This window comes from Serratia sp. Ser99 (assembly GCF_024519545.1).
GTDB classification, from domain to species: Bacteria; Pseudomonadota; Gammaproteobacteria; order Enterobacterales; family Enterobacteriaceae; genus Serratia; species Serratia liquefaciens.
The window spans coordinates 195,346-209,089 of record NZ_JALJRT010000001.1 but is presented as its reverse complement, the minus strand read 5'-3'; the positions used below and the strand labels follow the sequence as shown (position 1 = coordinate 209,089).

The window sequence follows — 13,744 nt, the reverse complement described above, 5'->3', positions numbered from 1 at the left end:
GGCTATTTGCGGCTGTCAAAAATCAGCTTGCAGGCCAGCCCGGCGAACACGCCGCTCAACAGGTAATTCGGCCAGCGCGCACTGAAACGGCGGCCGACAAAACGGTTTTTCATGCCGCTGACCGCCAGGATCAACCCACCGTTAATCACCAACCCCACCAGATTTAACACCGTCGCCAGCAACAGCATTTGTACCACCAGCGAACCGGCGTGTGGATCGATAAACTGTGGGAACAGCGCTAAAACGAACAGCGCCATTTTTGGGTTAAGAATGTTGGTGAATAATCCCTGCCGGAAAATGCGTGCAGCCGGTACCGCCGCCAATCCCGCAGAAGCCTGCAAACTGCTGCCGGATCGCAGCGTTTTCCACGCCAGATACAGTAAATAAGCAGCGCCCAACATGCGCACCGCATCATAGGCCAGCGGGACCGCGACAAACAGTTGCGACAGGCCTAACGCCGCCGCCAGCGCGTGGCAATAGGTACCCAGTTGGATCCCCGCCAGTGACGCGAAACCGGCACGACGCCCCTGGCTAACGCTGCGCGAGGCAATCAGCAACATATCCGGCCCAGGGGTCACCGTCAGCGCCAGACAGGCCCCGGAAAACAGCAAAATGGTGGAAGCATCGATCATAAGTCACCCGTACGCAGCATGGTGGGAAGCAGGCTTTATCATAGCCGCGCCACCGGCGTTTACCAGCGTCAAATCACTGCCACGGCGCTTTGGGGGTGAAGGCCGCCAGCAGGGCATCAATGGCGACCCTCACCCGTAACGGCATGCCGGTCCCTTTTAGCCAGACCACGTTAATCGCCAGCCCTGCACCGCAGCTGCCGGGTAAAACCTCACGCAACGTCCCGGCCGTCAGCGCATCATGCGCCAGCCAACGCGGCAGCATGGCAACCCCCTGACCGGCGCAGGCAGCCCCCAGCACCGCCTCCATATTGCCCAATCTTAAACGGGCCGGTGGCGACAGTCGCTGAGCTTTCCCCTGTTCATCCAGCAAATGCCACGGCTGGCTACGCCCATCACGCAGTAAGCCAATCGCCTGATGCTGCGACAGTTCTGCTAGCGTGCTCGGTTCCCCCTGTCGTGTCAGATAACCCGGAGCTGCGCAGAGTATTTGCTGCTGCTCACCCAGTTGCCGTGCGGTGATGGCTGCGGCATCACCCGGCGAACCGATACGCACTGCCAAATCGATCCCCTCTTCCGCCAAATCTGCCGCACGGTTGGAAAACAACGCTTCGATGTGCAATTTCGGGTAACGGTCCGCCAATGCCAGCAGCGGCGGCATCACCCACTTTTGGCCGAACAGCACCGGCAGCGATACCCGCAGTCGTCCCTCCGGCGTTTGGGCCCGAACCGCCAGCTGGTTTTCCGCCGCTTCCAGCGCCGCCAGCGCCTTCAGGCAATCGTCATAGAACAACTGCCCTTCATCGGTCAGCGACAGGCTGCGCGTGGTGCGTTGGAACAACCGCACCTGCAGCCGCTGTTCCAGCCGAGCCACGGCTTTACCCACCGTTGAACGCGAAAGGCCCAGTTGCTCGGCGGCACGGCTAAAACCACCGGCCTGCACCGCCTGCACAAAGGCGCGGATTGCATGTAATCGTTCGCTGGAAATCATCAGGCCTGCCCTATTGGCGATATTAATTCGCCTATTAAACGATGAAACAACGCCACTGGCTACCGCCTTCGCTGAGTAAACTGAACGCACTCTTTCTCTGCCAGGAAACCCCTATGAGCGAACGCAGTGAAATTCTGACCGACAGCGGCACGCCCCAACTATGGCGTCTGCTGATTGGCATCAGTATCGCCAGCTTTTTGGGCTGTATCGATTTCACCATCGTCAATACCACCATCCCTGCGATCCAGCGTGAGCTGGCCGCCAGCCTGAGCAGCGTACAATGGGTGATGACGTTGTTCGTGATGGCACTGTGCGCCTTTATGGTCAGCGCCGGGCGGCTGGCGGATCTGTATGGCCGTCGTCGGGTGTTGTACTGCGGAATGCTGACGTTCGCCGCCGCGTCGTTGGGCGCCGGGCTCTCAGGCAGTATTGAGCTGCTCAACGTCTGGCGTTTTGTGCAGGGCGCCGCCTGCGCGGTACTGTACACCGCCACTACGGCCATTGTCGCCGATGCCTGGCCGCCGCAGCAGCGCGGTCGTGCAATCGGCATTTTGCTGGCGGTCAACGGCCTGGGTCTGGCGATCGGCCCGGTGGCCGGTGGCCTGTTGGTCGGTTCCCTGGGCTGGCGCTGGGTGTTTCTGTTGAACGTGCCGCTGATTGCGCTGAGTTTCGCCTTCTGCCTGGGAACCGTTCGAGAGTCTCGCGCCCAACAAGGCAGCAGGCTGGATATCCCCGGTTTATTGCTGTTGGTGATCGGCGTTACCGGGCTGCTGCTGGCCATCAGTCAGGGCAGCCAATGGGGATGGCTGAGCGCAAAAACCGGGTTAACGGCTGCACTGGCGCTCGCCGCGCTCGGCCTGCTACTGCCGGTTGAACGACGGGCACATTCGCCGCTGGTACCGCTGGTTTTGCTGCGGCGTCCCGCCTTTTTGCGCGTTTGCCTGATGAGCGCGCTATTGGCCTTTTTCTACTGCGCCGCTTTCTTTTTGATGCCGATTTACCTGGAAAACACCCGCCACTACCAGGGAACGATGCTGGGACTGTTGTTGCTGCCAACCACCGCGGTGATGGCAGCTCTCTCGCCCTGGGTCGGCAGATGGGTGGATAAATCCGGCCCACGCGCGGCGTTGATCCTCGGTTTTGCCGCCCTTGCCGGCTCCGCCGCCCTGCAAAGCCGGTTTAGCGTCGACAGCCCGCTGCCGCTGCTGCTCGGGGCCTTCGCCCTGATGGGGCTGGGCTGGGGCTGCATTCTCGGCCCGCTGGTGTTGGCGACACTCAACAGCGTCAGCGAGTCGCAAAGCGGCGGCGCGTTAGGCATCACCTGGACACTGCACAATCTCGGCGGCGCCGTTGGCCTGGCGGTGGCGACCCTGATTTACCCGAGCTACGGCTACACGCCGGTGATGCTGTTGTTATTGGCGTTGTCATTGTTCGGGGGCCTGCTTGCCGCCTGGCGCAGCCGCTAGCCGAACGCGGCGCTCCCCCAGCAGGTTCATGCCTGCCGCCGCCAGCAAAATGAGGGCAGCGCCGGCAAACTGCAGCGCCACCAATCGGTGACCGAACGCCAGGCGATCCACCAGCATGGCGGCGATCGGATAAATAAACGACAGCGAACCTGTCAGGTTGGTCGGCAACTTTTGGATCGCGCCATACAGCAACACATACATGATCCCGGTGTGCAATACACCCACCGTCACCAGCATACCCCACTGTCCGGCATTGGCCCGCGCGTGGAAATCTACCATCGGCAACAGCATCAGCGCGCCGACCGTTACCTGGATCAAGGCGATCAGATGCGGTGGCGTCCCTTTCAGCCGTTTGGCGGCCAGCGCCATCAGCGCGTAAAAAAATGCCGCGCCCAGCGACAACAAAATGCCCATCAGGTAGTTGTTCTGTCCACCAGCCTGTTTGGGCTGCGCCAACACCACCAGCGTCATGCCGATAAACGCCAATACCAACCAAAACAGCTTACGCAGGGTCAGCTTCTCGCCGAGAAACAGCGCCCCCAGCGCCACCAGCATGAACGGCTGCGTGTTATACACCGCCGTCGCGATGGAGATCGACGCATAGGAATAGGCAGCAAACAACAATAGCCAATTGACCACCAGCGCTACGCCGCCGGCGATTGCCACCAGCAACGTAGCACGCGTCAGGCTGTCGCGCCGCAGCTGCCCCAGCGCAGCACAAATGGCCAGCAGCACCAGCGCCCCTACCGCACAGCGCCAGAACACCACGTTGATCACCGGCTGGCCGGACATCAGCACAAACCAGCCGATGGTACCGGAAATCAGCATCGCGGCGATCATCTCCAGCGAGCCGTGTTTTATCTCTGCATTCATCTTGGTTTCCTCACAGTGAGCCTATGCACTTAGCTTGCGGCTTTCCTGCAGCGGTTTCCATGGCATAAAAAAGGCAATAATGCTTAAATTCCTTTTTAATTAAGGCATGAATTGAAAAACACCTAATGGAGAGCCTATGGATGCTATCGATCGTCAAATCCTGAACCTGCTGGCAGAGGATGCGCGGGTATCGCTGAAAACCCTCAGCGCCAGCGTCGGGTTGTCGTCACCCAGTACCTCGGAGCGGCTGCGGCGGCTGGAGGAGAGCGGCGTGATCCAGGGCTACACCCTGAACGTCAATTTGCAGGCGTTGGGCTACGCTTTTCAGTCGCTGGTGCGCATCAAACCGCTGCCGGGCATGCTGAAAAAGGTCGAGCAAATGATTCAGGAGATCCCGGAGGTGGTTGAGTGTGACAAGGTGACCGGCGAAGACTGCTTTATCGTGCGCCTGGTGGCGCATTCGATGGAGCAACTCGACCAGATCCTCGATCGGCTGGCCGAGCGCGCACAGAGCAATACCTCCATCGTCAAAACAACGCCGGTGAAACGTCGCCTGCCGCCAATGCTGTGATTAACGGGTACGTTTGCGGGCGAACGGGCTCTTGCGCTTCTTGCTCTTTTTCTCCGCTTCGGCGGCGGATTTAAGCGCTGCCTGGTGCGCCTTGTCGGCTTCAGGCACCTCACGCTGTTCGATGGGGAACACCGGCAATGCCGCCAGCAGGCGAGAGCCGTAGCTTTTGGTCAGCAGGCGGCGATCGTAAATCACGATCTCGCCGTGGCATTCATTGCTGCGGATCAGTCGGCCCACCTGCTGGATCAGGTTGAACGAGGCGCTCGGCAGGCTTTGCACCTCGAAGGGATAACGCTTCAGCGACTTCAACCACTCGCCTTCGGTCAGGATCACCGGGCTGTCGATCGGCGGGAAGGCGATCTTGTGAATATGCACCTGGGTCAGCAATTCCCCTTTCAGATCCAGCCCTTCAGCAAACGACTGCAGGCCGATCAGCACGCTGGCAGTGCCTTTTTCGACCCGCTTGCGGTGCTCTTCCACCAAGCGATAACGCGGTTGATCACCCTGTACCAACAGCATCAGGCGCAAATCGGTCACGTAGCTGAGGAAGGTCTGCATCGCCCGATGACTGCTGAACAGGATCAGCATGCCCTTGTGTTTGCCGCTGGCCTGCTCGGCGCGGAAAAAGCGCGCCATCTCTTCCAGATGCTCAGCTTCGTTGGCCATCGCCGGTTCGAAACGCATGTTCGGGATGACAATCTTGCCCTGCTCAACGTGGTTAAACGGCGAAGACAGGGTTTCGAAACGATCGCCGGCCTTCTCGCTCAGCCCGCTCATTTCCTGCAGGCGCGCAAAGCTGTTCAATGAACGCAGAGTCGCCGAGGTGACGACCACATGCGGCACCTTGCGCCACAACAGCTTTTCGAGCTGGTCGCTCACGCGAATGCCTACGCAGTGCAAATACAGGTGCGTCACGTTATCGCGCAAATCGCGCGTGACCCATTTGGAGATCGGCGCATTGGAAGACTTGTCCAGCGCCGCCAGCCGCCACAGTTTGCTCATCGCCTCCAGATAACCCAGGGTGCGGCTCATCTGAATGATTGAACGGTGCAGTCGCACAATGTCGTGCTTACCGGTTTGCTCGCTGAGATCGTTGAGGATAAATTCCGCCACCCCACGCAACGCGTCAGTCAGCTTGAACAAGCGTGCGCTGGTTTCCACCATCGCCGCAGGCAGTTCGCCCATTTCAAACCGGTGTTCGGCAATCACGGTGTCGGTCGGCAGATAGGCGCTGACCTGATGCTCGAAAATCTGGATCAGCTCACGCATCTCTTCGCAGTGATTTTTCAAACGTTCGTCGTTGGTCAGCCCCGGTGGGCTTTTCGGGCGATATTGCGTCATGCACTGTTCAACCTGACGCACGATCATGTCCAGTTGCAAATTGGTCGACAGCGCGGTGATTTCACCGTCAATCTCTAGCGCGTCACGCGCCACTTCCGGCAGGTGATGGCCTTCGTCCAGCACCAGCAACAGCTCTTTCGGGTTGGGCAGTACCGATTCCGTTTCCAACGCCGCCATCACCAGAGCATGGTTAGCCACCACCACGTCGGCGGTTTCAATCTCTTTACGGGCGAGATAAAACGGGCATTCGCGGATGTAGTGGCAGTTGCGCCCCAGGCAGTTGGCCTTGTCGGTGCTGAGCTTAATCCACAGCGGATCGTCGATCGTCAGCTGATAATGATCGCGCAACCCGTCCCACTCATGGCGGCTGAGCGCTTTGCTCAGTTTCTGGCACAGCGCCTGCTCTTCCCCGCTGGAAGGGGCCAGTTCGTCATCCAGGAACAGCGTCAGATCGCCCTGCTCGCTGACGTCGGTGCTCAATGCCGCCAGATTACGCGGGCAAACATAGCGCCCGCGGCCAAAGGCACCAGTGAATTTCAGATCGGGAATGATCTTCTTCAGCAACGGCAAATCCTTGCTGTAGATCTGATCCTGCAGCGCCACGTTGGCGGTACTGACCACCAGGGGTTTGCTCTCCGCGCGGCCTACGGCGATCCCTGGGATCAGGTACGACAGGGTTTTGCCCACGCCGGTCGGCGCCTCAATCGCCAGGTGGCGCGGATAATCTCCGGCCAGGGTTTTCGCGACTTCGGCGATCATCTGCCGTTGCGGTGCACGGGAAATAAAATCCGGTATTTGTTGCTGCAGGGCTTTGTACCACTGGCCAATCTGATCTTTAACTGCGGGGGAGAGCGCCATTCAACTCTGTATCTCAACGAAATGATGGCGCTATTGTCCCACAGACCGTCGGCTGCGTCAGCCTAGCCTTCGATCATTGAAGCGCGACCCGCACTGAACGACCACTCGTCCTGTTGGGTGGTGGTAATCACTACCATCACATCCTGCGGGCTCAACTGCAGGTTTTCTTCCAGCAACGCCGCCAACCGCTGATAAAAACGCTGTTTGGTGGCGGTATCGCGCGGACGGCCAATGGTGATGTAAAACAGCACATAATCCGCCGAACGTGGGCCGCCGAGATAATGGGGATCGTAAATCAGCTCGCCGGGGCGGTATTGATCAATGACCTGAAACTTGTCGGCCGGCGGCACGCTAAAAGTCTCGACCAGCGCCTGGTGCAGGCTGTCAGATAAGGTTTTCAGGTATTGCGCTGACTTGCCCTGATGCAAAGCGATACGGCTGAATGGCATGGGACTACTCCTGTTTCAATTCGCGCAGGCGTGCCACGGCAGAGGCCGCCGCTGGCCAACCGGCATAAAACGCCAGATGAGTGATCGCCTCGGCGAGCTGTTCAACGCTCACGCCATTGCGTTCGGCCAGTTGCAGATGAAACGGCATCTGCTCCACGCGGTTGAGCGCCACCAGCGCCGCCACGGTGATCAGACTGCGCTCGCGCGGCGTGAGCCCCGGTCGCTGCCATACATCGTCGAATAATACGCTGTCGCTGAGCTGCGCCAACTTGGGGGCAATGTCGCCAAACGCCTGCTGTCCAGCCTGTTGGGAAGGTTGCATCTTGCACTCCTGCTGCTTAAGGGAAGCTTTACGCTACCCTCAACCTGCATGGCTGAAAATCGGGATTTTCAGCATCAATCATTCACATAAACAGGACAATAAGCCCTCCTGATGCGCTGAATGAAGTCGTCAACGTATAAATCTCACGCATGATTTTTGGCAGCGACCTGATGGGCATCACGGGGAATTCTGGATGCCCGTAGAAGAAACAGACGCTTTCCGCGAGATTTTTAATCGTTCGACATGGAAATGAATATTTTGTCATAAATAGATCACATAACTACGGTAAAAAATCCTCGCTGCAAACAAACAGGCGGCACAGTGAAACAGCAGTACTACTGATGATAAGCGTCTTTCAATCGAATAAAGCAGGGTAAATCATGAAACGTAATCTTCTGGCCGTTATTATTCCGGCACTTTTAATTGCGCAGACAGCACAGGCAGCAGAAATCTACAATAAAGACGGCAACAAACTTGATTTTTACGGCCGCGTAAAAGCACTGCACTATTTCTCTGACGATGCCGGTAATGATGGCGATAAAACCTATGTGCGTATCGGTTTTAAAGGCGCTACTCAAATTAACGATATGCTGACTGGCTATGGCCAGTGGGAATATCAAATAGCAGCCAACCACTCTGAATCTGACGGCACAAAAGATACCAAAACCCGTTTGGGCTTCGCCGGTCTGAAATATAAAGATATCGGTTCATTCGACTACGGCCGCAACTACGGCATTATCTATGACGTCGGCGCCTGGACGGATATGCTGCCCGAGTTCGGTGATGACGCCTACGTCAAAACCGACAACTTTATGAATGGTCGTACCAACGGCGTGGCAACCTACCGTAACAATGACTTCTTCGGCCTGGTTGAAGGTCTGAAGTTCGCGGTACAGTACCAGGGCAAGAACGAAAACGACGGCCGTTCCAACAGCAAGGCGAACGGCGACGGTTGGGGTCTGTCTTCCAGCTATGAAATCATCGACGGCCTGAGCGTGGGTGCCGCCTATGCCTCTTCCAACCGTACTGCCGGGCAAAAAGCGGGCACCTTCGGTAAGGGCGACAAAGCCGATATTTGGGCCGGCGGCCTGAAATACGACAACAACGATGTTTACCTGGCAGCAACCTATTCGCAAAGCCGTAATATCGCGCCAATCTCCGGCACCGCCACTATCAATAATAATTCCACTTCCGTAAGCGGCTTTGCCAATAAGGCGGAAGGTCTGGAATTGGTTGCTCAATATCAGTTCGACTTCGGTCTGCGTCCATCGCTGGGTTATGTTCAGCAGAAAGGCAAAGATATTGAAGGCATCGGCGACGCCGACCTGGTGAAATATATCGACGTTGGCGCCTACTACTATTTCAACAAGAACATGTCGACCTATGTCGATTATAAAATCAACCAACTCGACGGCGATAACAAGCTGGGGCTGAAAGACGACAACGTGATTGCCGTCGCCCTGACCTACCAGTTCTGATGTGATGAATAACCACCACTGCAAACCTTAGCTTCACTTTATACCCAGAGTTACTTCGCCGGGCGGCAACGCCCGGTTTTTTCATTTGTGCTTTTACCGCCTGTTCCTGCCTCATTTACCGCTGCATATCCCGTAACCGCACGCGGAAACTTGCCTTATAAAACAATCGGGTCTAGATGTATAGCTTCCGCCTTAGACAGGGAAAGCTCATGCACACCGACGAAAGCTTCGAGTATCAAAGCGCCCTGCGCTACAGCAGCGACGAGCTGGCGCAGATCCTTTGTCATTGTTTTGAAAACTATATTGTACGTTTCGTGATTGACGGTGATACCTTCGCCCGCCGTTTTGGTGCCGAAGACCTCAGCCTGAACGACAGTATTATCGTTACCCACCAGCAACAACCGGTAGCGCTGGCGCTGATCAGCCGCCGTGGCCTGCACAGCCGGATATCGGCACTCTCCATCCGTCCGGAAATGCGCGGCAAAGGCTTGGGAAAAGCCTTGATGAAACGCATTGTCGCCGACGCGCATCAGCGCGGCGATCGTCAACTGTCATTGGAAGTGATTGAAGGGAACGAGGCTGCGTTGGCGCTCTACCATCGGGCCGGGTTGCAAATCGTCCGCACGCTGACCGGGCATCTGGCCGCTACGCCGGTACTTGCCGAAGTTGCGCAGTTGCAAGAGATCGACCCGCTGTTCGTCTCTCACCGCCTGATTGCCGAGGGTGCCACCGACCTGCCCTGGCTGATCGCGCCGGAGACGTTGTTCAAGCTACCCGGCAAACCCCATGCTTTCAGCCTTGGCCACCAGGCCTATGCGGTGGTGCAGTTGGGCGCCGACAAGTGCTTTTTGCGCATGATCTACGTGCCGCCGCAGCACCGCAGTCAGGGCCATGCCCGTACCATGCTGGCTGCATTACAGGCGAAGTTTGCGCCGTTACCGCTGGTAGCCAACGTTTACGTTCCTGAAGTGGCCGCCCCCTTCTTCGACCGACTCGGCTGGCAGCAGGACGCGTTGCGCCAGTTTGAAATGACGATGACCTTGAACACACCACAATAACAATCAGAGAGTGATTTATTTATGGCAGGAATAATGAGACAGAAAATGGCCCTCGGCGCGGCGATCGGCATTGCGCTGGTGACCCTGACCGGCTGCGTGCAGCCAGCAAAAACCGATCGGCAGGCACAACAGCAGTTGGCTGAGCAATCCGTGCTGGCGCTGAACTGGTTCCAGCAATCCGGCGAATATCAGGCGCTGACGCACCAGGCCTTCAACAGCGCCAGGCTGGCCTTTGATCAGGCCAAGGCCGCGCCGGGCAAGAAGAAGGCCGTGGTGGTCGATTTGGACGAAACCATGCTGGATAACAGCCCTTATTCCGGCTGGCAGGCGCAGCAGGGCCAACCTTTCGCCGCTGCCACCTGGGCGAAGTGGTCACAGGCGCAACAGGCTGGCGCGGTGCCAGGTGCCGTGCAGTTTGCCCGCTACGTCAACAGTCATCAGGGCACCATGTTTTACGTCTCCAACCGCAAACAGTCTGAATACGCCGCCACGCTGGCCAATATGCAAAAATTGGGCTTCACCGGCATGTCGGAAAAAACCGTGCTGTTAAGCGGTGATACCTCCAACAAGCAGGCGCGTTTCGACGCAATCAAGAACGCCGGTTACGACATCGTGGTTTACGCCGGTGACAACCTGAACGACTTCGGCGCCGCGACCTACCACAAAGATAATGCGCAGCGGCGGGCGTTCGTCGCCGACAACCAAAGCAAATTCGGCACCGAGTTTATCGTGTTGCCCAATCCGCTGTACGGCGATTGGGAAAGCGGCATGGCGAAGGACTATAACAAGCTGACGCCAGAGCAAAAGCTGCAGATTCGCCAACAGGCAATCAAGGCCTGGAACGGACAATAACTTCCTGAGCCTTGCAGGGACGGCGCTGGCTGCGTTCTGATTAAGGGGGCGATACGTTCGCCCCCTTAGGCGATAACGCTTGAAAAACGACGGGGTAGTCAGAGCAATTTATACATATAACTGGTGGCATCCAGCGCACCGCCATTGCTGGCGCGTGCGTATTGCGGAATGCTGCCCGCCAGTTGAAAGCCCAGCCGACGGTACAGGCCTTCCGCCGTGTCGCCGGTCAGGGTATCCAGCACCAGTAAATGCCGTTGATGCTCAACCGCCAGCTGTTGCACCTGCAACATCAGGCTGCGGGCAATGCCCTGACGGCGAGCATCCGGGTGCACCATCAGCTTCACCACCTCCGCCCGGTGGCGGCCGTTATCAGGCATATCCAGCAGCAGTTGCACCGTACCGACCACCCTTCCGGCATCTCGATCTCGGGCCACCAGCAGCAGCCTTTCCTTCCGTTCAATAGCCGGCAACAGACGGTGCCAGAACGCCTGCGCCTGCTCAAGGCTAAACGGCATGACAAAACCGATGCTCGCCCCCTGCGAGACGCTGGCATGCAGTATCGCCGCCAGTTCAGGGATCGCACTCTGTACCGCATCGACGTTCAATTGCTGTATCTCAATCATGATTATGGCCTGCAGATAACGAGGGTGTAATGGGCCGGCTCGGGGCCGGGTGCATGAAATTTTGAAGCGCCGAATAAGCGGTAACGCAGGCAATCGCCCGGTTCTAGCTGAAAAGTTCGCGCCTCCAGCGTCAATTCAAGCCGGCCTTCCAGCAGCCATAAATGGTGTTCAAGCGCGTGTATCGAAGGGGCGTCATAAGCGATCACCGCGCCGGCCTCCAGCGTGCCCTCGATAAATTCCGCCTTATAGAGGGCGGTGGGCGGCGATACCGAACGACGATGAAAACCGCTGGCGCGATCAACCCACACCGTCTGCTGTTCGCGATGCAGCAACTCTGGCGGTTCGTCCTCAACCTCGCTCAGCAGCCGTGACATGGTCAGCCCATACGCCGCGCACAGTTTGTTCAACAACGAGGCAGTCGGGCTGGTTTCCGCACGCTCAACCCGCGATAGCGTTGCCCGGCTGATGCCGGTTTGCTGCGCCAACGCTTCCAGCGACCAGCCCTGCTGCTGGCGTAAATCAGACAGCCGTTGCGCCAAGCGAAGATCGGCGCTGTCCACTCCGTTATCCATGATCTCTATAGCCCTGATATGAAAAATCCCATATGAGAGAAATAATCTCAAATACGGGATTCGTCAATCAGATTTTAAAGTAAACCCTGCGAAGTTATAAAAACCAGCAGGCGGCACCCGCCTTATTCAGGACGAACGCATTCGCTCACAGGGGTGGCAGAGAGCGACAACCCCGGCGATGCCAGCGCAACCTCGGCATCGCTGGTTGCCACAACAGGTGGAGTAATCGCCGCACAGCGCCAGGCGCTAAAAACCGCCAGCAGCGGCGCCAAGGCAAACAGCAGGAACAGCCAGCGCGCGGCGGAGGCGGCACCCGGTGCCCCACCCGGCACGTTCAGTCCGGCCAGGTTGGCGACCATCCCCGCCAACGCGGCACCGAACGCGGTGGCAAACAGTTGCACCGTAGTGATCGACGCGCCGGCAATATCCTTATCCGCCTCTGGCGAGACTTGCAGAATACGCGTCAGCAGATGTGGCCAGCCAAAACCGATACCAAACCCCACCACTGTCAGAGCGATGACAATCGGCGTCAGTGCCGACCAATGACCACCGGAAGGCGTTGGCATCAATACGCCCAGGGCCAATAGCCCGACAAACACAAACAGCGGCCCGCTGATAATGGCCCGACGCATACCCGCACTGCGCCAGCCCGAACTGAGGATCTCCGACAGCGTCCAGCCCGCCGCCATGGTGGCTGCGATATAGCCGGAAATCAGCGGTGACTGCCCGTGCAGCGTTTGCAGGAAATAAGGCACGAAGATTTCGCTGGTCATGCCCACAACCAGCAGGGAGACGGTGATATACAGCGAAGCCAGAGGGGAACCGCGGCGTAAAGCGCCTTGAGGCAGTAGACGGGCGCGGGAGTGTGCTTCACGGCGAATCAGCCAAACCATCATCAGCACGGCCAATGCAATACCGCCAAAATTGACCCAGGCGCTGTCGGCCAGGCTGCCGGCGGATACCACCAGCACCGCCACCGCCAACAGCAACAGCTGGGCTACCGGCAGCGGCGCTGCCTGCTGTTGCGGTTTGCCTTTCGGCAGGATCAGGAAGGTGAACCCGGCATACAACACCATGATTGGCAACAGGATACCAAAGGCCCAGCGCCAGGCGTTCAGTTCGGCGAAAATGCCGCCCACCGCCGGCCCCACCAGCGTAGCAATACCCCACATCGCCGAAATCAGCGCCATTGCCCGCGGCCAAAGTCTTTGCTCAAACACCAGGTTGATCATGGCGTACGAAAGCGCGAAAATCAGCCCGCCGCCGAACCCCTGCACGGTGCGACCTATCAGCATCACCGGCATCGACGGCGCCAATGCACACAGCATTGCCCCGGCAATAAAGAACAGCGACGCCACCAGATAGGCACTGCGTGCACCGTAACCACTGAGCAGACGTGCCGATAACGCCGATCCGAGAATCGACGCCACCACAAACAGCGTGGTGTTCCAGGCATACAGATTCAGGCCACCAATATCCTGCACCACCGAGGGCAGAATGGTGGTGGCGACCAGAATATTGATCGCATGCAGCGCTACGCCGAGTGAGAGCGCGATCGCACTGGCGCCATTTTTGCCGGAGAATAAGTCGGCCCAGCGGCTATCATCGTTGGTTATCACGGTTGTCGTCCTGTTTTCAGAGGAAGGGCATTGAGTTAATAG

14 protein-coding genes are annotated in these 13,744 nt (G+C 58.0%); 5 read left to right on the top strand and 9 right to left on the bottom strand.

The genetic code is table 11. The features are described 5' to 3' along the window. Positions 1-2 precede the first annotated feature (2 nt). Both NR114_RS01055 and NR114_RS01050 read right to left on the bottom strand, forming a co-directional pair. Positions 3-632, bottom strand: a complete 630-nt coding sequence (locus NR114_RS01055; protein ID WP_116690910.1) for a LysE family translocator — start codon at positions 630-632, stop codon at positions 3-5. Between the two features lie 73 nt (positions 633-705). Continuing rightward, complete coding sequence (locus tag NR114_RS01050; RefSeq protein ID WP_149573420.1) at positions 706-1,620, bottom strand: LysR family transcriptional regulator; 915 nt, start codon at positions 1,618-1,620, stop codon at positions 706-708. A 113-nt stretch (positions 1,621-1,733) separates the two neighbouring features. On the opposite strand from NR114_RS01050, the gene NR114_RS01045 reads away from it, so the two are divergent. Next, a complete protein-coding gene (locus NR114_RS01045) occupies positions 1,734-3,086 on the top strand; it encodes an MFS transporter (RefSeq protein ID WP_201895589.1) in 1,353 nt (450 codons plus the stop codon). Here the strand turns inward: NR114_RS01045 and NR114_RS01040 are convergent. Beyond that, entirely contained in the window at positions 3,045-3,959 is a 915-nt protein-coding gene (locus tag NR114_RS01040; RefSeq protein ID WP_256813880.1) for a DMT family transporter, read from the bottom strand. The two genes, NR114_RS01045 and NR114_RS01040, sit on opposite strands and share 42 nt — an antisense overlap. Positions 3,960-4,095: 136 nt before the next feature. Here NR114_RS01040 and NR114_RS01035 point away from each other — a divergent pair, with 136 nt between their 5' ends. Further along, on the top strand, positions 4,096-4,530 hold the full coding sequence (locus NR114_RS01035; protein ID WP_020825889.1) for an Lrp/AsnC family transcriptional regulator: 435 nt from the start codon (positions 4,096-4,098) through the stop codon (positions 4,528-4,530). Here NR114_RS01035 and dinG read toward each other — a convergent pair whose 3' ends face one another. The 3 genes from dinG to NR114_RS01020 all read right to left on the bottom strand — a co-directional run bounded on the left by dinG (position 4,531) and on the right by NR114_RS01020 (position 7,500). Then, on the bottom strand, positions 4,531-6,729 hold the full coding sequence (dinG, locus tag NR114_RS01030; RefSeq protein WP_256813879.1) for an ATP-dependent DNA helicase DinG: 2,199 nt from the start codon (positions 6,727-6,729) through the stop codon (positions 4,531-4,533). It lies immediately after the preceding gene. Positions 6,730-6,791: 62 nt separating this feature from the next. Next, on the bottom strand, positions 6,792-7,178 hold the full coding sequence (locus tag NR114_RS01025; protein WP_201895590.1) for a tautomerase family protein: 387 nt from the start codon (positions 7,176-7,178) through the stop codon (positions 6,792-6,794). Positions 7,179-7,182: 4 nt separating this feature from the next. Next, positions 7,183-7,500 (bottom strand): carboxymuconolactone decarboxylase family protein, encoded by a 318-nt coding sequence (locus tag NR114_RS01020; RefSeq protein WP_020825886.1) that lies wholly within the window; start codon positions 7,498-7,500, stop codon positions 7,183-7,185. 380 nt (positions 7,501-7,880) lie between these two features. Here NR114_RS01020 and ompC point away from each other — a divergent pair, with 380 nt between their 5' ends. The 3 genes from ompC to NR114_RS01005 all read left to right on the top strand — a co-directional run bounded on the left by ompC (position 7,881) and on the right by NR114_RS01005 (position 10,888). Beyond that, a complete protein-coding gene (gene ompC / locus NR114_RS01015; protein ID WP_020825885.1) occupies positions 7,881-8,978 on the top strand; it encodes a porin OmpC in 1,098 nt (365 codons plus the stop codon). A gap of 209 nt (positions 8,979-9,187) precedes the next feature. Next, the gene (locus NR114_RS01010; protein ID WP_020825884.1) at positions 9,188-10,036 is read left to right on the top strand and encodes a GNAT family N-acetyltransferase; all 849 of its coding nucleotides are present in this window, start codon (positions 9,188-9,190) and stop codon (positions 10,034-10,036) included. A gap of 33 nt (positions 10,037-10,069) precedes the next feature. Then, the gene (locus NR114_RS01005; RefSeq protein WP_369982326.1) at positions 10,070-10,888 is read left to right on the top strand and encodes a 5'-nucleotidase, lipoprotein e(P4) family; all 819 of its coding nucleotides are present in this window, start codon (positions 10,070-10,072) and stop codon (positions 10,886-10,888) included. 98 nt (positions 10,889-10,986) lie between these two features. On the opposite strand, the gene NR114_RS01000 is transcribed toward NR114_RS01005, so the two are convergent. The 3 genes from NR114_RS01000 to NR114_RS00990 all read right to left on the bottom strand — a co-directional run bounded on the left by NR114_RS01000 (position 10,987) and on the right by NR114_RS00990 (position 13,702). Then, on the bottom strand, positions 10,987-11,511 hold the full coding sequence (locus tag NR114_RS01000) for a GNAT family N-acetyltransferase (protein WP_256813878.1): 525 nt from the start codon (positions 11,509-11,511) through the stop codon (positions 10,987-10,989). Positions 11,512-11,513: 2 nt separating this feature from the next. Next, positions 11,514-12,083, bottom strand: a complete 570-nt coding sequence (locus NR114_RS00995) for a helix-turn-helix domain-containing protein (protein ID WP_046374144.1) — start codon at positions 12,081-12,083, stop codon at positions 11,514-11,516. Positions 12,084-12,205: 122 nt separating this feature from the next. Continuing rightward, entirely contained in the window at positions 12,206-13,702 is a 1,497-nt protein-coding gene (locus tag NR114_RS00990; protein WP_234529071.1) for an MFS transporter, read from the bottom strand. Positions 13,703-13,744: the final 42 nt, after the last annotated feature.